Origin of the sequence: Roseateles oligotrophus, from assembly GCF_014204525.1 — a bacterium.
Lineage (GTDB): Bacteria > Pseudomonadota > Gammaproteobacteria > Burkholderiales > Burkholderiaceae_C > Paucibacter_A > Paucibacter_A oligotrophus_A.
On sequence record NZ_JACHLP010000001.1, the window covers coordinates 534,992 to 554,125 of the forward strand.

Sequence of the window (19,134 nt, forward strand, 5' to 3'; positions counted from 1 at the left end):
CAGGTTGGCACCCGCTGACCCGAACCACAGCCCACCATGCCTCTGCCCAAAGCTCCGACCAAACGCGCTGCACGCCTCGAGACCTCCGCCTTTGAAACCACGCCGGCAGTCAGCAAGCCCGGCAGCCAGCGCCAGACTCCGCCGGCCAAGGTGGCCAGCAAGACGAGCAGCGCAAAATCCAGCAGCGCCCAGCCCATCAAGGCAAGCACCCCCACTTCGGCCAAGCCCAGCAGCGCAGCGCCGCACCCGGTGGACAGCAGCCCGGCCGTGCAAACCACTTTTGCCCCGGCCCCGGCACCCGCTGTTGTGGCACGCAAGCCGGCCGAGCTTCCAGCCGCCACGCCCAAGCCCAAGGCCCGCAAGAAGAATGCGCACGCCGGCGACAAGCCCAAGCTCTTCGTGCTGGACACCAATGTGCTGATGCACGACCCGATGAGCTTGTTCCGCTTCGAGGAGCACGATGTCTACCTGCCCATGATCACGCTGGAAGAGCTGGACGGGCACAAAAAAGGTATGACCGAGGTCGCCCGCAATGTGCGCCAGGTCAGCCGCGAGCTGGATGCCCTGGCCGGCGGCCTGCAGGGCAGCAGCATCGCCGAGATGGCCAAAGGCATGCCGTTGGATCACACCGGCCACCGCGAAGCCGGCGGCAAGCTCTTCTTCCAGACCCAGCTGATCGACACCCCCCTGCCCGCCGGCCTGCCCCAGGGCAAGGCGGACAACCAGATCCTCGGCGTCGTCCAGGCCCTGAAGCTGCAACAACCCGAGCGCGAGGTGGTGCTGGTGTCCAAGGACATCAATATGCGCATCAAGGCGCGCGCCCTGGGCCTGGCGGCCGAGGACTACCGCAATGACAAGACCCTGGAAGACTCCGACCTGCTCTACACCGGCGTGCAAGCCCTGCCCGCCGACTTCTGGGAGCGGCACGGCAAGACCATGGAGAGCTGGCAGCAAGGCGGCCTGACCTTCTATCGCATCAGCGGCCCCCTGGTGCCCTCGCTGCTAGTGAACGAGCTGCTCTATCTGGAAGCCCCCGGCACCGCCCCGCTCTATGCCAAGGTGATGGAGATCACCGGCAAGACCGCCGTGCTGCGCACCCTGAAGGACTATGGCAACCAGAAGCATGCGGTCTGGGGTGTCACCGCCCGCAACCGCGAGCAGAACTTCGCCCTCAATCTGCTGCTGGATCCGGACTGCGACTTCGTCACCCTGACCGGCACGGCCGGCACCGGCAAGACCTTGCTGACCCTGGCCGCCGGCCTCTCCCAGGTGCTGGACGAGCGCCGCTACTCTGAAATCATCGTCACCCGCGTCACCGTGCCGGTAGGTGAGGACATCGGCTTCCTGCCCGGCACCGAGGAAGAAAAGATGAGCCCCTGGATGGGCGCGCTGGACGACAACCTCGAAGTGCTGGCGCGTGGCGACAACGCCGCCGGCGAATGGGGCCGCGCCGCCACCAATGACCTGGTGCGTAGCAAGATCAAGATCAAGAGCCTGAACTTCATGCGCGGCCGCACCTTCCTGAACAAATACGTCATCATCGACGAGGCGCAAAACCTGACGCCCAAGCAGATGAAGACCTTGATCACCCGTGCCGGCCCTGGCACCAAGATCGTCTGCCTGGGCAATCTGGCCCAGATCGACACGCCCTACCTGACCGAAGGCAGCTCGGGCCTGACCTATGCGGTCGATCGCTTCAAGGGCTGGGCCCACAGCGGCCACATCACCCTGGCCCGTGGCGAGCGCTCGCGCCTGGCGGACTTCGCCTCGGAAGTCCTTTGATCCAATGCCCCACGGGGCAAAATAACGAGGGCGGCCAAGAGCCGCCCTTTTCTTTCCCCTGCTCACAACGCCCATGACGCTTTACGTCTCCGATCTCGACGGCACCCTGCTGGACGCCCAAGGCCGCCTTGCGGACAGCACCCGCCAGGGCCTGACCCGGCTGCTGGACGAGGGCTTGCTGTTCACCGTGGCCAGCGCCCGCCATGTGACTTCCATTCGGCAGATCCTGGGCGATCTGCCGCTGCGCCTGCCCGTCATCGGCTCCAACGGTGCCTATATCAGCGATATGGCCAGCGCCCGGCACGAGATCGTCCATGCCATCGAGCCCGATCTGGCCCAGGCCGTGTTCGCCCTGATCCGCCAGCACGGCCTGATGCCCTTCGTCTCCACCCATGGCGCCTTGGGCGACCAACTCTTCTACCAGTCGGTACACAACGAGGCCCAGCAGAGCTTTGTGGACGAACGCCTGCGCAATGCCGACCCTCGCCTGCGCCACAGCCCGCGCATGCAGGACGAGTTGCGTGACCCGGCCGTGACCCTGGTGGTGGTGGACCGCGAAGAGCCCTTGGCCGCGCTGCAAACGGCCATTGACGAGCTGTGCGGAGACCGGGTGGAGACCCATCTGGCCGAAGACCTCTACAAACCCGGCTGGCCCTGGCTGACCGTGCACGATAGGCGCGCCACCAAAGACCAGGGCATCAAGACCCTGGCCCAGCGCTATGGGCTGGAAGACAGAGAAGTGGTCGTCTTCGGCGACCACGTCAACGACATCAAGATGCTGCGTGCCGCGCATCGCGGCATTGCGGTGGAGAACGCCATCCCGGCGGTCAAGCGCGAGGCCCATCAAGTCATCGGACAGCACCACGAGGACAGCGTGCTGCGCTTCATCACCGCGGACTGGCAGGGCCGCGGCAAGCGCTAATTGTCCCGCCCTGTCGCCTTGATCCGGCCGAGAAGCTGATCACTTTCCGCGACGGCGGCCTTGCAGGCCGCCGCGTCGACCTCGAACTGGTAGTCACGCAAGAGCAGAGACATTTCCACCAATTTGTCGCGCAAGGCATGCAGGCCTTCGACAACATGGGCATAGGGCACTTGCGGCTGGGCGTCGGGACTTTGGGAGTTCATGGTTCACTCCAAATGAGTAAAGGCTGTGGCGCCCATCTTCAACGCTTGGCGGGCGACGGCAACCCCGCGAATGCCGGGCGGCCGGCCAAGCTCGGGCCACAAAACAGCGTGGCGCCTACAGCCTTGGAGCCCGATAAACGCCGCCTCCGGCCGCCACTTCCCCCATGAAAATCCCGTAAAAAAGCCCTGCGGGCGCGAGCCCCAGGGCTTTTGAAATTGGCATCGCCGCAGCCTGCCGGCAAGGGTCATCCCGTCACGGAATCCTGGGACAGCTCAAACCACCCCAAACAGTGCCGCGAGCCCGTCATCGCCTCAACCCTGCTTGAGCAAGCCACCCAGCATGCCGGCCAAATCACCCAGATTGCCCGCGCCACCCTGCGGCACTTGGCCGTTGGGGGTCAGGTGATCGATGATTTGCGGCAGCCATTGAGCCAGTTGCGCACCCACCTCACCCTGCGAGACACCGGCCTGAGCGGCCAGCTTGCCAATCACATCCGAGCCCAGGGCCGAGCTCAGCTGGTCGCCCGAGACCGGCAGATTTGCGCCGGTGGAGATCCAACTCTGCACCTGCTCGGCCAGGCCCGAGCCCTGCAGCTGCTGCAAGAGGCCTGCCAAGCCCCCATGCTGCGAACCATTGGCCAGCAGGCCCGATGCCAGGCTGATCCAATCCACGCCGCCCGCCTGCCCTGCGGCCCCCTGGCCACCGGCCAAAGCCTGTTGGGCAGCACCCAGCAAAGAATCCATCAAACCCATGGTCAAACCCCTTGAATGCAAAAGCGGTGCGATTCACCGCCCGCCATTGTGGGTCAGCAAGCGTTCCCAAAGGTGACAAAAGGTGGGACAAGCCAAAACCACCATCCGTCGGCAGGCAAAGGCTGGCAGACGGCAAACGCTGGGAACTCCAGGCAAAACACGGAAACTCGCGCTTGATCTGCAACAAAAACAGCTCGAGGAATGCACAAAGCACCTCGTTTTGCGTCGGCCACCCGGCGGCCAGGCCCGCCGCCTGTGTTCAAATCAGCACTAACCCTAGTATTTTTGATGCGAATCACGACCTGGGCGGGCAATCCTTTCGGACTTTCCCTTGGTCATCGCCACATTGCTTGACACTCTCGACAGCCGCCCCCTAAGCTGCGCGCCGAACCTATGCTCGACGCCCGCCCCCAGCTCCCTCAAACAACACCTTCTTCATGCAAGCCCACGGGCCGCGTGGGGTCGGGTTTCGCCCGGCCGGTCTTGCTGGCTTGCGCGCTGGGAATACTGGGCACGGCGGCGCTGGCCCAGCAGAGCAATGCCTCTGGCAAGACCCCACCACCCGGCACCATGACCGGCGCCTGGGGCCAAAGCCTGTTGCAAAGTGGTAGCGGCAGCAAACCCAAGAATCCAAGCCCTGCCCAGGAAAGCGCCCTGCCCGTCCAGGCCAAGGCGCCGGATGCCGGCCCGGCGCCCGCGGCCGGCTTGGAAGCCGGGCCAAGTGCGGCGACCGCCAACGACCCGGTCAGCCGCTTTCTGCAGGAGCGCGGCCTGCTGGCGCAGGCCCAGGGTGAATCCAGCAAGCTGCTGAACCAGGTACGGGACGGCGCCTCGGACATGGTGCTGTCCGCCATGAACTTTCTGGGCGTGCGCTACACCCGCGGCGGCAATAGCGCCGAGACCGGTTTCGACTGCAGCGGCTTCACCCGCCACATCTTCGAGAACAGCGTGGGCCTGATCCTGCCGCGCCGGGCCGACGAACAGGCCAAGATGCCCAGCTTGCTGCAGGTCAAGAAGGAAGAGCTCAAGCCCGGCGACCTGGTGTTCTTCAACACCATGCGCCGTACCTTCTCCCATGTGGGCATTTATGTGGGCGAAGGCAAATTCATCCACTCGCCCCGCGTCGGTGGCGCCGTGCGGGTGGAGGATATGCGCGAGGCCTATTGGTCCAAGCGCTTCACCGGCGCGCGCCGCGCCGATCTGAAAAACGCCGGCGTCGGCGGCGACTAAAGCCCCTCGCTCAAACGCGCAGGAAATCCCGCTCCGCCCAGGCCAGGGCCGAGGCCTCGTTGAGCTTGAAGCCGGCCTCCACCTTGAGCTGGCCTATCACCTCACCGGCGGCATCCTTGGCGGTCAGGGTGGCATAGGGGTTATCTTCATCGGGCACGATGTCCAGCAGGACCTGGACCCGGCCCTGGGCGCAATCGATTCTGAGGTTTTTGTGCAGGCGAGCGTGCAATTGCTGCTCGTGCCGGCGCAAGACCTCGGAGGCCGTTTTGACCAAGGTGTGGAAGGCCGGGGCCGATAGCGGCTTGGGGTTCTTCTTGTCGCGGCCCATGGTCCAGGGGCCCACCAGGGCGGGCTCCTGTTCACCGGCCAGGGTCATGGCCACGGCCCAGCCCTCATCGTCTTCGTTCTTGATGACCTGGGCGGTCCAGCGCTCATCGCGCCATAGCAGATCGCCCTGGGTCCAGCTTTCTTCGGGATTCAATATCAAAGTCATGGGGGCGAAGGTAGCACAGGCTTCTTGGCCACCAGGGTCAGGATGTCATAACTGGCCACCAACTCGCCACGCTGATTCATCACCTGCACGTCCCAGGCCACCACGCCTTGGGGCGGCTGGTCTGGGCGATTGCCACGGTCGATGCGGCGCTTGCAGGTCAGGCGGGCCTGGATGGTGTCGCCGATGGCCACCGGGTTCACAAAGCGCAAGGTGTCCAGGCCGTAGTTGGCCAGCACCGGGCCCGGCGCGGGCGAGACAAACAAGCCTGCCGCGGCAGACAGCACGAAATAGCCATGCGCGATGCGCTGGCCGAACTGCGTGTCCTTGGCCGCCACCTCGTCAAAGTGCATGTAAAAGTAGTCACCCGAGACACCGCCGAAGTTGACGATATCGGCCTCGCTGACCGTGCGGCGATGCGTCAGCAGGGAGTCGCCGACCTGGATCTCCTCGAAATGCTTGCGGAAAGGATGGACGGCATCCTCCTGCACCTTGGCGCCGCGCTGGTATTCGCCGGTGATGGCGCTGAGCATGCTGGGGCTGCCCTGCACCGCGCAGCGCTGCAGATAGTGTTTGACCGAGCGTATGCCGCCCAGCTCCTCGCCGCCACCGGCGCGGCCCGGGCCGCCGTGCTTGAGCTGAGGCAGGGGCGAGCCGTGACCGGTGGACTCCTTGGCGGCGTCGCGGTCCAGCACCAGGATGCGGCCGTGGAAGGCCGCGGCGTGGTAGACCGCCTGCGCGGCAATCGCCGGAGTCTTGGTGACGACCGAGCCGACCAGGCTGCCACGGCCCTTGGCCGCCAGGCTCAGGGCCTCGTCCAGCTCCTGGTAAGGCATCAGGGTGGACACCGGGCCGAAGGCCTCCAGATTGTGGACCTGCTGATTGGCAAAGGGATCGCGACACAGCAGCAAGGTGGGCGCGAAGAAGGCCCCGGCACTAACGCCCTCACCCACCGGGGCGAAACCGTCCTTGGCGCCGTAAACCACCTCGTTGCCGGCGCTCAGCAAGGCCACGCGCTCGGCCACATCGGCCTGCTGGGCCAGGGAGGCCAGGGCGCCCATGCGCACGCCGTCCACGGCCGGGTCGCCGACCTTGATCTTGGCCAGGCGGGCGCGCAGCGCCTCGGCCACCGCGTCGATATGGCGGGCCGGCACAAAGGCGCGGCGTATGGCCGTGCACTTCTGCCCGGTCTTGGCCGTCATCTCGCGCGCCACTTCCTTGATGAAGAGCTCGAACTCGGGGTCACCGGCCTCCACATCGGGGGCCAGGATGGCGCAGTTCAGGCTGTCCGCCTCGCCGTTGAAAGGGATGGAGCGGGCCACCAGATTCTTGTTGACCCGCAGCATGGCGGCGGTGTCGGCCGAGCCGGTGAAGGTGACGACATCGGTCTCCTCCAGCCGGTCCAGCAGATCGCCCGAGCCGCCAACGATCAACTGCAGGCTGCCGGCCGGCAGCAGGCCGCTCTCATGGATCAGGCGCACACAGGCCTCGGCCACGAAGGAGGTGGCGGTGGCGGGTTTGACGATGCAAGGCATACCGGCCAGGAAGCTGGGCGCGAATTTTTCCAGCATGCCCCACATCGGGAAGTTGAAGGCATTGATATGCACCGCCACGCCGCGCTTGGGGGCGAGGATGTGGGAGCCTATGAACTGCCCCTCCTTGCTCAGCGGGATGGCCGGGCCTTCGTGGAAAACATTGCTGGAGGGCAGCTCGCGCCGGCCCATGCTCGCATACGCGAACAAGGTGCCGATGCCGCCTTCGATATCGATCCAGTTGTCGCTGCGCGTGCCGCCGGTATGGGCGGAGATGGCGTACAGCCCCTCCTTGCGTTCCAGCAAAAAGGTGGCCAAGGCCTTCAGGATGGCGGCGCGCTGCTGGAAGTCCAGCTTCAGCAGCGCGGGCAAGGCCTGGCCCCGGGCATAGGCCAGGCTCTCGCCGAAATCGATCTCGTCCGCATGGGTGAGCGCCACCGCGTGGCCGTTGATGGCGCTGTGCAGGGCACGCGCGGCTTGGGCGCCGACCCAGCGGTCGGCGATCAGGCTTTGAAGAATGGGAGGGGTGGCGCTCATGGCGGGTCTCTACAAAAGAATAGTTAGGAATTGCGCGGGCGCGCAGCCGCGCTGCGCGCCCTCAGCAATCAAGGCTGAAATTTCCAGGCGCCTTTTTCGATCTTGACCATCACGCGGGCGCGCTGGTCCAGGCCCAGATGGTCGGTCGGCGACATCGTGAACACGCCGTGGGCACCGGGCAGCTCCTTGACGCCCTCCAGCGCATCGCGCAGGGCGGCGCGGAAGGCGGGCGTGCCGGGCTGGGCCTTCTTCAGCGCGACGGGCACGGCGGCTTGCAGCAGCAGGCCGGCGTCCCAGGCATGGCCGCCGAAGGTGGACACATTGCCCTTGCCGAAGGCGGCCTCGTACTTGGCCGTGTAGTCCAGCGCGCTCTTGCGGGCCGGGTGGTCGGCCGGCAGCTGGGTCGCCACCAGCACCGGGCCGGCGGGCAGGAAGGTGCCTTCCACATCCTTGCCGCCCACACGCAGGAAGTCGTTATTGGCCACGCCATGGGTCTGGTAGAACTTGCCGGTGTAGCCGCGCTCCTTCAGCGTCTTCTGCGGCAGCACGGCCGGCGTGCCGGAGCCGCCGATCAAGACCGCATCGGGCTTGGCCGCCAAGACCTTGAGCACCTGGCCGGTGACCGAGGTGTCGGTGCGGTTATAGCGCTCCGAGGCCGCGATCTGCACGCCCTTGATGGCGGCGATCTTGCTGAACTCGGCAAACCAGCCTTCGCCGTAGGCATCGGCAAAGCCGATGAAGCCGGCCGTCTTGACCCCGGCCGCGGCCATGTGCTGGACGATGGCCAGGGCCATCATGATGTCGTTCTGCGGGGTCTTGAAGACCCAGCGCTTCTTGTTGTCCACCGGCTCGACGATGCGGGCCGAGGCCGCCATGGAGATCATCGGCGTGCTGCCCTCCACCACGGCATCGATCATGGCCAGGGAATTGGGCGTCACGGTGGAACCGATGACCACATCGACCTTGTGCTCGCTGATCAGCTTACGGGTGTTGGAGACGGCGGCCGTGGTGTCCGAGGCATCGTCCAGCACGATGTAATTGATCTTCTGCCCCGCGATGGTGCTGGGCATCAGGCCTATGGTGTTCTTCTCGGGGATGCCCAGCGAGGCGGCCGGGCCGGTGGCCGAGACGGTCACGCCCACATTGATATCGGCCCGGGCCGCGGCCACCAGGCTGGCGCCCAGGGCCAAAACCAGCAAAGACTTCTTCGTCAAGTTCTTGAGTTTCATTGCGCTTGTCTCCTGTCTAGAAATATTGAATTCACTAAGCAACCGACTGACTGACCCAATAAATACCGGCGGCCCGAAAATCCTGCCGCCGCCCCTGATCTTGAAGCCTCAAGCCTTCTGCAAGCTTGCTGCTGCGGCAGCCCTGGGCCGGGCCTTGCGCGCCGGGCTCGCAGCCTGGGCGCTCACGGCGCCGAGGCCGCCAAAAAACAAATCGGCCACCATGGGCGCCATATCCTCGTAACTCAGATCACCATCGGGCTTGAGCCAGGTGAAGGTCCAGTTGATCATGCCGAACAAGAGCATGGTCAGGGGCTTGTGCAGCTTGGCCGCCTGCAGCTCGGGCCGCAGGGTCGCCACCGCGTCGGCAAAAGCACCCACCACCTGGCGTTCGATCAGCAGCAGGCGCTGCTGATGGGCCTCGCCCAGGAACTTCACATCCTCGGTCAGCACCCGGTGCTGGTTCTGCGCCTCGCCATAACTCTGCACAAAGCGATTGATCAAGGCCCGCAGATGGGCCTCGGGTGCCAGCTGCTGCGCCTTCACCTCGTCCACCAGACGCGCCAGGCCTTGCACATGGGTCTCGCAGATCTGGGCCAGCAGTTCCTGCTTGTCCTTCACATAGTGGTAGAGCGTGGGCTTGGAGACCTCACAGGCCTCGGCCACCGCATTCATCGAGGTGCCGGCATAGCCCTGGTGGGCGAACAGGCGCGCCGCGGCGGCCAGAATTTCTTCTCGCTGATTTTCGAATCCCGGGGCGCGTCCTCTGGCCATGCTGTTCTTTTCTCGTCGTTTGCTGATGGGCCGCCAGTGTGCCCCAAGCTTAAGGCAACGCTGAACAAGTCCCTCGTGCGCAGCGCATCCTCGCTTCGGGCGTCCAACGGCGTTGCAAATCCTCGCCATAGCTGGGGCTATGGCTGCGGTTTGCGCCTTGTTGGCCATCCCGAATCGAGGCTCGCCGCATCACGGGGACTTATTCAGCGTTGCCTTAGCGTTCGTCGAAAGAGATGACCACGCGCGGCGTCAAGGCATGGGCCTGGCAGCTGAGGATGAAGCCGGCCGCCAGCTCGTGCTTGTCCAGCGCGAAGTTCTTGTCCATGCGCACCTCGCCTTCCAGCAGCTTGCAGCGGCAGGTCGAGCAGACCCCGCTCTTGCAGGAAAAAGGCACGTCCATGCCGGCGCGGGCGGCGGCGTCCAGCAGGCTGGCGTCCTGCTTGGTGAACTCGATCTCGCGGCTGATGCCGTCGCGTATCACTTTCACCTTGGCCGCATCGGCATCGCCCGCCAGCACCGCATGGGGCGCGGGCTTGCCGCTCTGCATCTCGGGCGTGCCGAAACGTTCGACATGGATGCGATCCTCGGCCAGGCCGGCCCCGCGCAAGGCCTGCTCCACCGCCTCATTCATCTCGAAGGGGCCGCAGACGAAGGCATGGGCTATGCCGGCCACGGGCAGGACGCTGCGCAGGAATTCGCCGATCTTGGCCTGGTCCAGGCGGCCGGCCAGCAGGGGCGAATCGACCTGCTCGCGCGAGAACACATGGTGCAGGGACAGGCGCGTCATGTACTGATTCTTCAGGTCCTCGATCTCTTCCTTGAACATGGTCGAGGCCGGGCGGCGATTGCCGTAGATCAGCGTAAATCGGCTCTTAGGCTCGCGCGCCAACACCGACTTCATGATGGACAGGATGGGCGTGATGCCCGAGCCCGCCGCAATGCCCACATAATGCCGCTCGCTGGCGGGCTCCAGGGCCACCGGGCAAAAACGGCCCTGGGGCGGATAGCTCTCGATCACATCGCCGGCCTTGAGCGCACCATGAACCCAGCTGGAGAAGGCGCCGCCTTCGACCTTGCGCACACCGACACGCAGCTCGCCATCGTCCACACCGGCGCAGATGGAATAGGAGCGGCGCAGATCCTGGCCGCCCACTTCGTGGCGCAGGGTCAGGTATTGCCCCTGGGTAAAGCGGAAGGCCTCGCGCTGTTCGGCCGGGACCTCGAAGCTGACGACGACGCTCTCGTCGGTATCCGCCGTCACAGCCTTAACGGTCAGGGGATGGAAATGCAGACTCATGAAAGCGCCTGTTCTCTTAAATGGGTTTGAAATATTCAAAGGGCTCGCGGCAGGCCAGGCAGCGGTACAGCGCCTTGCAGGCCGTGGAGCCAAAGGCCGAGAGCTTCTCGGTGTTCGCGCTGCCGCAGCGCGGGCAGGCCAGCTTGCTCAATGACGCGCGGTGCACCAGACGGATGGGCTGGGCGCCGCTGTCCAGCACTCGGCCGGGTGGCGCGATGCCATAGGCGCGCAGCTTCTCGCGGCCGGCCTCGCTGATCCAGTCCGTCGTCCAGGCCGGTGCTCTTTGCAGAATCACCTCGACCGTGCCGAAGCGTGCCAGGGCGGCGCGCACATCGTCCTGGATCAGCTCGGTGGCCGGGCAGCCGCTGTAAGTGGGCGTCAGCACCACCTCCAGGCCGCCCGCGGTTTCGCGCAGGTCCCGCACAATGCCCAACTCCCACAGCGAGATCACCGGCACCTCGGGGTCGGGGATCTGGCGCAAGACCTCCCAGGCCGCTTCCAGGCGGCCGCAGGCGGACGAGGACGGCTGGGGGTTCATCACCACTTGCCGCCCGGGTAAGCGCGCTGCAGATACTGCATCTCGGCCAGCAGATGGCCCATATGCTCGCTATGTATGCCCAGCCGACCCGAGGGCACGTAGGCGCTGGGCTTAGGCAAGGACAAGCCGGCCTCGGCCAGGATCTCGTTCATCTGCGCCTGCCACTGCGGCTGCAACGTTGACCATTGCGGGCCCAGGCCCTGGGCCGCGGCGGCGGCGCTGACGGCGTCGTCGGCAAACAGCTCGTTGAAATAAGGCCAGAGCAGGGCCAGGGCCGCGCGCATCCTGGCGGCGGACTCGTCCGTGCCGTCGCCCAGGCGCACGACCCAGTCGGCGGCGTGCTGCTGGTGGTAACGCGCTTCCTTGACGGCCTTGGCGGCGATGGCGGCCACCTCGGCATCGCTGGAGCTTTGCAGCTCATGCCACAGCAGCTGCAGCCAGGTGGCCACGGCGAAATTGCGCAGCTGGGTCAGGGCGAAATCGCCCGGCTGGCTGTTGCCGCTGGCACTGTTCGGCAGCTCCATCAGCACGGGGTTGAAGTACTGTCGCTCATCGCGCAGAAAGGCCAGTTGGTCCTCGTCATGGCCCTGGCCGTCCAGCTGGCCGGCACGGGTCAGCAGACCGCGCGCCTGGCCCACCAGGTCCAGCGCCATGTTTGAGAGCGCCAGGTCTTCTTCAAGAATCGGCCCGTGGCCGCACCACTCGCCCAGGCGCTGGGAGAGGATCAGGCAGGCATCGGCCACGCGCAGCAGGTAGTGAACATCGGCCTTGTTGCCGACTTTGATCGAAGCGGTAGACATAGACAGGCTTCCGATCACATATGGTTCACGGACTCGGGGAGCTCGTAGAACGTGGGGTGGCGGTAGACCTTGTCTTCCATGGGGTCGAAGTACATGCCCTTCTCACCCGGGTCCGAGGCCACGATCTGGCTGGACAGAACGACCCAGATGCTGCTGCCTTCCTGGCGGCGGGTGTAGACCTCACGCGCCATCTGCACGGCCATCTTGGCGTCGGGGGCGTGCAGGCTGCCGCAATGCTTGTGGTCCAGGCCGGCCTTGCTGCGCACAAACACCTCCCACAAAGGCCATTCGTTCTGGGTGCTGGGCAGGGTTTTGGGGCTATCGCTCATGATGTTTCTTTCCTTGGCTTAGGCCGCTTGGGGCCGGGTCGCTTGTTTCTTGGCATGGGCCAGGGCGGCTTCGCGCACCCAGGCGCCTTCGTCCCAGGCCTTGACGCGGGCGGCCAGGCGCTCGCGGTTGCAGGGGCCGTCGCCGCCCACCACGCGCCAGAACTCGGCCCAATCGATGGCGCCGAAGTCATAACTCTCACGCTCGGCGTTCCAGCGCAGTGCCGGGTCCGGCACCGTGATGCCCAGCAGTTCGGCCTGGGGAATGGTGGCGTCCACGAACTTCTGGCGCAAATCGTCGTTGGAGATGCGCTTGATGCCCCAGCGCATGCTTTGCTCGGAGTTGGGCGAATCCTTGTCGGCCGGGCCGAACATCATCAGCGAGGGCCACCACCAGCGGTTCACCGCGTCCTGCACCATGGCTTTTTGCTCGGGCGTGCCGTCCCGCATCATCACCAGCAAGGACTCATAACCCTGACGTTGGTGGAAGCTTTCTTCGCGGCAGACGCGGATCATGGCGCGGGCATAGGGGGCGTAGGAGCAGCGGCACAGCGGCACCTGGTTCATGATGGCCGCGCCGTCGACCAGCCAGCCGATCACGCCGATATCGGCCCAGCTCAGCGTGGGGTAGTTGAAGATGGAGCTGTACTTGGCTTTACCGCTGTGCAGGGCGTCCAGCATCTGGTCGCGGCTGGTGCCCAGGGTCTCGGCGGCGGAATAGAGGTAGAGGCCGTGGCCGCCCTCGTCCTGCACCTTGGCCAGCAGGATGGCCTTGCGCTTGAGCGTGGGCGCGCGGGTGATCCAGTTGCCCTCGGGCAGCATGCCGACGATCTCGGAATGCGCATGCTGGCTGATCTGGCGCACCAGGGTCTTGCGGTAATGCTCGGGCATCCAGTCTTTGGCTTCGATGAAGTCGCCGGCATCGATGCGGGCTTCGAAGGCGGCTTCCTTGTGGGCTTGCTCGGCGCTCTTGACCTTGGCGGCCACATCTTGTGGGCCGACGCTCATGGCTTGGGTGTACATGACTGCTCCGTTTGAAAATTCTTAGCGTGGACGCTGATCCACGACGCGGCGGGCCTTGCCCACCAGGGTGCGCTCGATGGAGTCGGGCGCGCCGATCTCGACCCGGGTGGACACGCCCACCAGGGTCTTGATGCGGTGCTGCAAGGACTTGGCGATGGCCCCCACATCGGCCTGACCGACCGCCACCTGCTGCAGCTCGCAGCGCACGACCACCGCATCCAGCGGGCCCTCGCGCGAGACCACGATCTGGTACTGGCCCGAGAGCTGCGGCTCCTGCAGCACCAGCTCCTCGATCTGGGTGGGGAATAGATTGACGCCGCGGATGATCAGCATGTCATCGCTGCGGCCGACGATCTTGCCCATGCGCCGCATGCTGCGCGACGTAGGCGGCAGCAGGCGCGTCAGGTCGCGGGTGCGGTAGCGGATGATGGGCAGGGCCTCCTTGCTCAGCGAGGTGAAGACCAGCTCGCCCTCCTCACCGTCGGGCAGCACCTCGCCGGTTTCGGGGTTGATGATCTCGGGGTAGAAATGGTCTTCCCAGATCACCGGGCCGTCCTTGCTCTCCACGCATTCGCTGGCCACGCCGGGGCCCATCACCTCGGAGAGGCCGTAGATGTCCACCGCATCGATGCCGGCCTTGCCCTCGATATCACGCCGCATGGCCTCGGTCCAGGGCTCGGCGCCGAAGATGCCTATCTTCAGGCTGGACTCACGCGCGTCCAGGCCCTGGCGGGCGAACTCCTCGATGATCACCTGCATATAGCTGGGCGTGACCATGATGATCTTGGGCTTGAAGTCCTGGATCAGCTGCACCTGCTTCTCGGTCTGGCCGCCCGACATGGGAATCACCGTACAACCCAGGCGTTCGGCACCGTAGTGCGCGCCCAGGCCGCCGGTGAAGAGGCCATAGCCGTAGGCGATGTGGATGATGTCGCCGGCCCGGCCACCGGCGGCGCGGATGGAGCGCGCCACCAGGTTCGCCCAGGTGTCGATGTCCTTGGCCGTGTAGCCCACGACGGTGGGCTTGCCGGTGGTGCCCGAGGACGCATGGATGCGCGCGACCTGGTTTTGCGGCACGGCGAACAGGCCGAAGGGGTAGTTGTCGCGCAGGTCGGTCTTGCTGGTGAAGGGGAAATGGCGCAGATCGGCCAGGCTCTTCAGGTCGCTGGGGTGCACGCCCTTGGCGTCGAAAGCGGCCTTGTAATGCGGCACATTCTCGTAGGCATGGTTCAGGGTCCAGCGCAGGCGCTGCAGCTGCAGGGCTTGCAGCTCGTCAGGGCTGGCGGTCTCGATGGCCTCAAGCTCACCGGGGGCAGGAATCTTCGCGCTCATATGCAAGGGGTCCTCAGACGGCCGGATCGGCGGTTTCAGCGGCAGGCAGGGGCAAGAGCACCACGGGCTTGCCCTTGATGCGATAGGACTTGCCGCGGAACACGGCCACCAGCTCATCGACTTGGTTGGTGATGGTGATGTCGTAGACGCCGGTACGTCCGGCCAGCGACACCTCGTGGGCAACGGCTTTGAGCCGATCTCCCAAGCGGGACGGTGCCACGATGTCAATGGCAAAGCCCGAGGCCACCGTCAACTCGTTGTAGGAGTTGCAGGCGAAGGCAAAGGCCGAGTCGGCCAATGTGGTGATGAAGCCGCCGTGGCAGATGTCGAAGCCATTGAGCATGGGCTCGGTCACCGTCATGGCCAGGGTGGCCGAGCCGGGCGCGATGGCCAGGATCTCCATGCCCAGGCCCTTGGACGCGCGGTCGTTGGCAAACATGCCGTCCCTGACCGCTTCGGCAATCTCTTGTGCATTCATGGCTCTGGCCTCGCTCAGCGGTCGGTGAACTTGGGGGCGCGCTTTTGCATAAAGGCCTGCACGCCTTCCTTGTAATCGGCGCTGAAGCCTTGGCGGCTCTGCAGCCTGGCCTCCTGCTGCAAGGCCTGGTCAAAGTCCAGCAGGCCGGCGGCGTCGATGGCGCGGCGGGTCTCGGCCAGGGCGCGCACCGGCATCTGGCTCAGGCGCTGAGCCAGGGCCTGGGCGGCGCTTGCCAGCTCCTCATCGGGCAGGCATTGGTAGATCAGGCCCATGGCTTGCGCGGCCTCGGCCGGCAGCTTCTCGCCCAGCAAGGCCAGTTGCAGGGCACGGGCGCGGCCCACCAGGCGGGGCAGCAGCCAGGTGCCGCCGCAGTCCGGCACCAGGCCGATCTTGGCAAAGGCCTGGATGAAGCTGGCCGATTGACCCGCCAGCACCAGGTCGCAACCCAGGGCGAAATTGGCGCCGGCACCGGCCGCCACGCCGTTCACCGCCGCCACCACCGGCACCGGCATGCTGCGCAGGCGCTGGGCCAGGGGGATGTAGAAGCCGTCCAGCAGCAGGCCGATGTCCTTGGGCGTTTGCTCGGCGTCACCCGCCTCGGCGGGCTTGACCATGGGATCGGACAAATCCTGGCCGGCGCAGAAGGCACGGCCGGCGCCGGTGATGAGCACGCAGCGCACGCTGGCATCGGCGGCGGCCGCATCCAGGGCCTGGCGCAATTCGCTCAACATGCCGGAGGTGAATGCATTCAGCGCCTGCGGGCGGTTCAGCGTCAGCGTCAACACCGCGCCTTCTTGGCTGGAGAGGATTTGCGTTTCTGGCATGGCTTTGGGCTAGGCTGGAGAGTAAGGTGTGCTTGCTTGAGGAAGATCAACACTATTGACCGACCGGTCGGTAGATCGTAGGCTCGGCTTTGATTTAGCGCAAGTCAGGCGCCTCAGTGATAACCCTCAATCAGCGAGTCAACCCATGCCCAGCTATGCCATCGATGGCGTCACCCCCGTCGTCCATCCCAGCAGCCATGTGCACCCCACGGCCGTGTTGATCGGCGATGTGATCGTCGGCCCCGGCTGCTATATCGGGCCTTGCGCCTCCTTGCGTGCGGACTTCGGCCGCATCGTGTTGCAGGCCGGCGTCAATGTGCAGGACAGCTGCGTGATCCACGGCTTCCCCGACTCCGAAACAATCGTCGAGACCAATGGCCATATCGGCCACGGCGCCGTGCTGCATGGCTGCGTGGTCCGCCATGACGCCCTGGTGGGCATGAATGCGGTGGTGATGGACGAGGCCGAGGTCGGCGCCTACAGCATCGTGGCCGCCTGCGCCTTTGTGCGTGCGGGGCTCAAGCTGCCCGAGAAGTCGCTGATCGCCGGCCTGCCCGCCAAGGTCCTGCGGACCTTGAGCGAGGACGAAATCCGCTGGAAGCTGCAGGGCACGCAAACCTATCAAGACCTGACCCTGCGCTGCCAGGCCAGCCTGGTCGAGGTCCAGCCCCTGGCCGAAGAGGAAGCCCATCGGCCGCGCCTGCAGGTGCAAGGGCCCAAAACCCTGGTGGCCAGCAAGCGCGACAAAAGTTGACGCAGCCGTTCTGCGCCACGGCCACCGGCCGCCGCTCATCAGCACCCGCTTGGCCAGGTTTTTTGCCGAATGAACTACCAAGTTGACCGATCAGTTTAGGCGTTACGATTCCAGTCGCCTGGACTTTCCGGACCCTCGGTCCAAACGCAGCGCAATGGGCCTCTCTGAGCAAATTCTGACCGTGCAGCGCCAGGGCTTTGCGCTCAAGGGCAAGCTCTGCCTGCCCGGCGGCGGTGACCGCATGCCCCTGGTGCTGATCCTGCAAGGCAGCGGCCCGGTGGACAGGGACGGCAATCTCGGCGGTGCCGGCGGCAGCCTCTACGCCAAGCTCGCCCAGGCGCTGGCCGGCTACGGCGTCGCCAGTTTTCGCTACGACAAACGGGGTGTGGGCGCCAGCGGCGGCGACTTCCTCGCCACCGGCTACCAGGATCTGGTCGACGATGGCCAGGCCTGCTGGGAGCATTTGGCCAATACACCCTTTTGCGACCACGAACGCATCTACCTGATGGGCCATAGCGAGGGCACGGCCATCGCCGCCCAGTTATCGGCCCGGCTCAACCCGGCGCCGCGCGCCCTCATCCAGCTCTGCCCATTTGGCCAGGGCGCACACACCATGCTGATCCAGCAGTACCTGCAGCTGGAACGGGAAGTGGCCCAGGCGCCGGGCCTGGACGGTGTGCTGCTGCGCGGCTTGAACCGCCTCTTCGGCCCCTTCAGCCAACGCCTGCAAAAGCAGCTGGCCCATGTGCGCACACTGGACGGCGGCACGGCCCGCATGGGCCTGACGCGCGTCAGCGCCCGCTGGCTGCGCGAACTCATCGAGCTGGAGATCGCGCCGCTCTACCGGGCCGTCCCCTGCCCCATGCTGCTGCTGGCCGGCGAGAAAGACCTGCAATGCCCGCCCGACAGCGTCGAAGCCCTGCTGCCCCTGCTCCAGCAGCCCGCCCAGTACCGGCTCATACCAAACATGGTCCACCATCTGGTGGCCTGCGAGGGCCAGGCACGGCTGCTGGGCGGCCCCAGCACCGACGCCTTGCCGCTCGCCCCGCAGTTGCTGGCTTGCTTGCAGGGCTGGTTTGCGCGCGAGGCGGGCGTAAGCGCCTGCAACTCTTGACCTGAATCAAGCCCCTCGCATCGAGCAAGCCCCTGCCGCGGCTTGGACGCCCCCATCAGCGGGCACAATCGCTGCATGACAGCCCGCACCATTCCCATCGTCGACCAGCGCCTGCGTCCCCTGCTGCCCGACGCTTGGGCCGCCCCCCCGCCGGACGGGCCCTTGCTGGACAGCCTGGGCCGGCCGCTGCGCGATCTGCGCATCTCGGTGACGGACCGCTGCAACTTCCGCTGCAGCTACTGCATGCCCAAGGAGGTATTCGGCAAGCAGTACGAGTTCCTGCCCCATGCAGATCTGCTCAGCTTTGAGGAAATCGCCCGCCTGGCCCGCGTCTTCGCGGCCCAGGGCGTGCAGAAACTGCGCCTCACCGGCGGCGAGCCGCTGCTGCGCCGGCATATCGAAAGACTGGTCGCCATGCTGGCCCAGATCCGCACGCCCGAAGGCCGGCCCCTGGACCTGACGCTGACCACCAACGGTTCCTTGCTGACGAAGAAGGCGCAGGCCTTGAAGGACGCCGGCCTGCAGCGCATCACCGTCAGCCTGGACGGCCTGGATGACGCCCAGTTCCAGCGCATGAACGATGTGGGCTTCCCGGTCGCCGAGGTGCTGGACGGCATCGCCGCCGCCCAGGCCGTGGGTCTGGGGCCCATCAAGGTCAATATGGTGGTCAAGCGCGGCACGAACGAGGACCAGATCCTGCCCATGGCCCGCCACTTCCACGGCAGCGGCATCACGCTGCGCTTCATCGAGTACATGGACGTGGGCGCCAGCAATGGCTGGCAGATGGCCGAGGTGCTGCCCTCGCGCGATGTGCTGGCCCTGCTGCAGAGCGAGTTCCGCCTGCAGCCCTTGCAGGCCAGCGCGCCCGGCGAGACGGCGCAGCGCTGGGCCTATGCCGACGGCGGTGGCGAGATCGGCCTGATCTCCAGCGTCAGCCAGGCTTTTTGCGGCGACTGCAACCGCGCCCGCCTGTCCACCGAGGGCCGGCTCTTCATGTGCTTGTTCGCCCACCAGGGCGCCGATCTGCGCGGCCTCTTGCGCGACAACTCAGGCGTCAAGCAGGATGACGCCGCCCTCACCCAGGCCTTGCGCGGCCTGTGGAGCCAGCGCAGCGACCGCTACTCGCAGTTGCGCGCCAGCGGTCAAAATCCCGCCCCCGCCCAGCGCCGGGTCGAGATGCATTACATCGGCGGCTGAGC

At 65.8% G+C, this 19,134-nt stretch carries 20 protein-coding genes; 6 read left to right on the forward strand and 14 right to left on the reverse strand.

From position 1 onward, the window contains the following. Positions 1–36: 36 nt before the first annotated feature. Together HNP55_RS02455 and HNP55_RS02460 are read left to right on the forward strand one after the other, a co-directional pair. Entirely contained in the window at positions 37–1,782 is a 1,746-nt protein-coding gene (locus HNP55_RS02455; protein WP_184295815.1) for a PhoH family protein, read from the forward strand. 73 nt (positions 1,783–1,855) lie between these two features. Continuing rightward, positions 1,856–2,704 (forward strand): HAD family hydrolase, encoded by an 849-nt coding sequence (locus HNP55_RS02460; protein WP_184295817.1) that lies wholly within the window; start codon positions 1,856–1,858, stop codon positions 2,702–2,704. Here HNP55_RS02460 and HNP55_RS02465 read toward each other — a convergent pair. Further along, on the reverse strand, positions 2,701–2,907 hold the full coding sequence (locus tag HNP55_RS02465; protein ID WP_184295819.1) for a hypothetical protein: 207 nt from the start codon (positions 2,905–2,907) through the stop codon (positions 2,701–2,703). The two genes, HNP55_RS02460 and HNP55_RS02465, sit on opposite strands and share 4 nt — an antisense overlap. A 312-nt stretch (positions 2,908–3,219) precedes the next feature. Next, positions 3,220–3,660 (reverse strand): YidB family protein, encoded by a 441-nt coding sequence (locus tag HNP55_RS02470; RefSeq protein ID WP_184295820.1) that lies wholly within the window; start codon positions 3,658–3,660, stop codon positions 3,220–3,222. 456 nt (positions 3,661–4,116) lie between these two features. Here HNP55_RS02470 and HNP55_RS02475 point away from each other — a divergent pair, with 456 nt between their 5' ends. Then, on the forward strand, positions 4,117–4,890 hold the full coding sequence (locus HNP55_RS02475; protein WP_348648643.1) for a C40 family peptidase: 774 nt from the start codon (positions 4,117–4,119) through the stop codon (positions 4,888–4,890). A gap of 10 nt (positions 4,891–4,900) precedes the next feature. Here HNP55_RS02475 and HNP55_RS02480 read toward each other — a convergent pair whose 3' ends face one another. From HNP55_RS02480 to HNP55_RS02535, 12 genes are all read right to left on the reverse strand, one after another. Next, positions 4,901–5,383, reverse strand: a complete 483-nt coding sequence (locus HNP55_RS02480) for a hypothetical protein (protein WP_184295822.1) — start codon at positions 5,381–5,383, stop codon at positions 4,901–4,903. After that, positions 5,380–7,449 (reverse strand): phenylacetic acid degradation bifunctional protein PaaZ, encoded by a 2,070-nt coding sequence (gene paaZ, locus HNP55_RS02485; protein WP_184295824.1) that lies wholly within the window; start codon positions 7,447–7,449, stop codon positions 5,380–5,382. The genes HNP55_RS02480 and paaZ overlap by 4 nt, the downstream gene beginning before the upstream one ends. Before the next feature lie 68 nt (positions 7,450–7,517). Beyond that, complete coding sequence (locus tag HNP55_RS02490) at positions 7,518–8,678, reverse strand: ABC transporter substrate-binding protein (RefSeq protein ID WP_184295826.1); 1,161 nt, start codon at positions 8,676–8,678, stop codon at positions 7,518–7,520. 108 nt (positions 8,679–8,786) lie between these two features. After that, positions 8,787–9,449 (reverse strand): TetR/AcrR family transcriptional regulator, encoded by a 663-nt coding sequence (locus HNP55_RS02495; protein WP_184295828.1) that lies wholly within the window; start codon positions 9,447–9,449, stop codon positions 8,787–8,789. Positions 9,450–9,663: 214 nt separating this feature from the next. Next, complete coding sequence (gene paaE, locus HNP55_RS02500; RefSeq protein ID WP_184295830.1) at positions 9,664–10,746, reverse strand: 1,2-phenylacetyl-CoA epoxidase subunit PaaE; 1,083 nt, start codon at positions 10,744–10,746, stop codon at positions 9,664–9,666. A 16-nt stretch (positions 10,747–10,762) separates the two neighbouring features. Further along, the gene (gene paaD, locus HNP55_RS02505) at positions 10,763–11,284 is read right to left on the reverse strand and encodes a 1,2-phenylacetyl-CoA epoxidase subunit PaaD (RefSeq protein WP_184295832.1); all 522 of its coding nucleotides are present in this window, start codon (positions 11,282–11,284) and stop codon (positions 10,763–10,765) included. Next, positions 11,284–12,084, reverse strand: a complete 801-nt coding sequence (paaC, locus tag HNP55_RS02510) for a 1,2-phenylacetyl-CoA epoxidase subunit PaaC (protein WP_184295833.1) — start codon at positions 12,082–12,084, stop codon at positions 11,284–11,286. Before paaC ends, paaD begins: the two co-directional genes overlap by 1 nt. Before the next feature lie 14 nt (positions 12,085–12,098). Continuing rightward, entirely contained in the window at positions 12,099–12,413 is a 315-nt protein-coding gene (gene paaB / locus HNP55_RS02515; RefSeq protein ID WP_184295835.1) for a 1,2-phenylacetyl-CoA epoxidase subunit PaaB, read from the reverse strand. A gap of 18 nt (positions 12,414–12,431) precedes the next feature. Continuing rightward, entirely contained in the window at positions 12,432–13,433 is a 1,002-nt protein-coding gene (paaA, locus tag HNP55_RS02520) for a 1,2-phenylacetyl-CoA epoxidase subunit PaaA (protein ID WP_184295837.1), read from the reverse strand. Positions 13,434–13,454: 21 nt separating this feature from the next. Beyond that, a complete protein-coding gene (gene paaK, locus HNP55_RS02525; protein ID WP_184295839.1) occupies positions 13,455–14,765 on the reverse strand; it encodes a phenylacetate--CoA ligase PaaK in 1,311 nt (436 codons plus the stop codon). 13 nt (positions 14,766–14,778) lie between these two features. After that, a complete protein-coding gene (paaI, locus tag HNP55_RS02530) occupies positions 14,779–15,243 on the reverse strand; it encodes a hydroxyphenylacetyl-CoA thioesterase PaaI (protein ID WP_184295841.1) in 465 nt (154 codons plus the stop codon). A gap of 14 nt (positions 15,244–15,257) precedes the next feature. Next, positions 15,258–16,067 (reverse strand): enoyl-CoA hydratase-related protein, encoded by an 810-nt coding sequence (locus HNP55_RS02535; protein ID WP_184295843.1) that lies wholly within the window; start codon positions 16,065–16,067, stop codon positions 15,258–15,260. 145 nt (positions 16,068–16,212) lie between these two features. On the opposite strand from HNP55_RS02535, the gene HNP55_RS02540 reads away from it, so the two are divergent. The 3 genes from HNP55_RS02540 (at position 16,213) to moaA (ending at position 19,132) form a co-directional block, all read left to right on the forward strand. After that, complete coding sequence (locus tag HNP55_RS02540; RefSeq protein ID WP_184295845.1) at positions 16,213–16,821, forward strand: phenylacetic acid degradation protein PaaY; 609 nt, start codon at positions 16,213–16,215, stop codon at positions 16,819–16,821. 154 nt (positions 16,822–16,975) lie between these two features. After that, a complete protein-coding gene (locus tag HNP55_RS02545; RefSeq protein ID WP_184295848.1) occupies positions 16,976–17,935 on the forward strand; it encodes an alpha/beta hydrolase in 960 nt (319 codons plus the stop codon). Between the two features lie 75 nt (positions 17,936–18,010). Continuing rightward, positions 18,011–19,132 (forward strand): GTP 3',8-cyclase MoaA, encoded by a 1,122-nt coding sequence (gene moaA, locus HNP55_RS02550; protein WP_184295851.1) that lies wholly within the window; start codon positions 18,011–18,013, stop codon positions 19,130–19,132. Positions 19,133–19,134: the final 2 nt, after the last annotated feature.

Excerpts from the sequence above, each read along its gene's own strand:
- HNP55_RS02455 (WP_184295815.1), top strand. The coding sequence starts at position 37 with ATGCCTCTGCCCAAAGCTCCGACCAAACGCGCTGCACGCCTCGAGACC.
- HNP55_RS02460 (WP_184295817.1), top strand. The coding sequence starts at position 1,856 with ATGACGCTTTACGTCTCCGATCTCGACGGCACCCTGCTGGACGCCCAA.
- HNP55_RS02465 (WP_184295819.1), bottom strand. The coding sequence starts at position 2,907 with ATGAACTCCCAAAGTCCCGACGCCCAGCCGCAAGTGCCCTATGCCCAT.
- HNP55_RS02470 (WP_184295820.1), bottom strand. The coding sequence starts at position 3,660 with ATGGGTTTGATGGATTCTTTGCTGGGTGCTGCCCAACAGGCTTTGGCC.
- HNP55_RS02480 (WP_184295822.1), bottom strand. The coding sequence starts at position 5,383 with ATGACTTTGATATTGAATCCCGAAGAAAGCTGGACCCAGGGCGATCTG.
- paaZ (WP_184295824.1), bottom strand. The coding sequence starts at position 7,449 with ATGAGCGCCACCCCTCCCATTCTTCAAAGCCTGATCGCCGACCGCTGG.
- HNP55_RS02490 (WP_184295826.1), bottom strand. The coding sequence starts at position 8,678 with ATGAAACTCAAGAACTTGACGAAGAAGTCTTTGCTGGTTTTGGCCCTG.
- HNP55_RS02495 (WP_184295828.1), bottom strand. The coding sequence starts at position 9,449 with ATGGCCAGAGGACGCGCCCCGGGATTCGAAAATCAGCGAGAAGAAATT.
- paaE (WP_184295830.1), bottom strand. The coding sequence starts at position 10,746 with ATGAGTCTGCATTTCCATCCCCTGACCGTTAAGGCTGTGACGGCGGAT.
- paaD (WP_184295832.1), bottom strand. The coding sequence starts at position 11,284 with ATGAACCCCCAGCCGTCCTCGTCCGCCTGCGGCCGCCTGGAAGCGGCC.
- paaC (WP_184295833.1), bottom strand. The coding sequence starts at position 12,084 with ATGTCTACCGCTTCGATCAAAGTCGGCAACAAGGCCGATGTTCACTAC.
- paaB (WP_184295835.1), bottom strand. The coding sequence starts at position 12,413 with ATGAGCGATAGCCCCAAAACCCTGCCCAGCACCCAGAACGAATGGCCT.
- paaA (WP_184295837.1), bottom strand. The coding sequence starts at position 13,433 with ATGTACACCCAAGCCATGAGCGTCGGCCCACAAGATGTGGCCGCCAAG.
- paaK (WP_184295839.1), bottom strand. The coding sequence starts at position 14,765 with ATGAGCGCGAAGATTCCTGCCCCCGGTGAGCTTGAGGCCATCGAGACC.
- paaI (WP_184295841.1), bottom strand. The coding sequence starts at position 15,243 with ATGAATGCACAAGAGATTGCCGAAGCGGTCAGGGACGGCATGTTTGCC.
- HNP55_RS02535 (WP_184295843.1), bottom strand. The coding sequence starts at position 16,067 with ATGCCAGAAACGCAAATCCTCTCCAGCCAAGAAGGCGCGGTGTTGACG.
- HNP55_RS02540 (WP_184295845.1), top strand. The coding sequence starts at position 16,213 with ATGCCCAGCTATGCCATCGATGGCGTCACCCCCGTCGTCCATCCCAGC.
- HNP55_RS02545 (WP_184295848.1), top strand. The coding sequence starts at position 16,976 with ATGGGCCTCTCTGAGCAAATTCTGACCGTGCAGCGCCAGGGCTTTGCG.
- moaA (WP_184295851.1), top strand. The coding sequence starts at position 18,011 with ATGACAGCCCGCACCATTCCCATCGTCGACCAGCGCCTGCGTCCCCTG.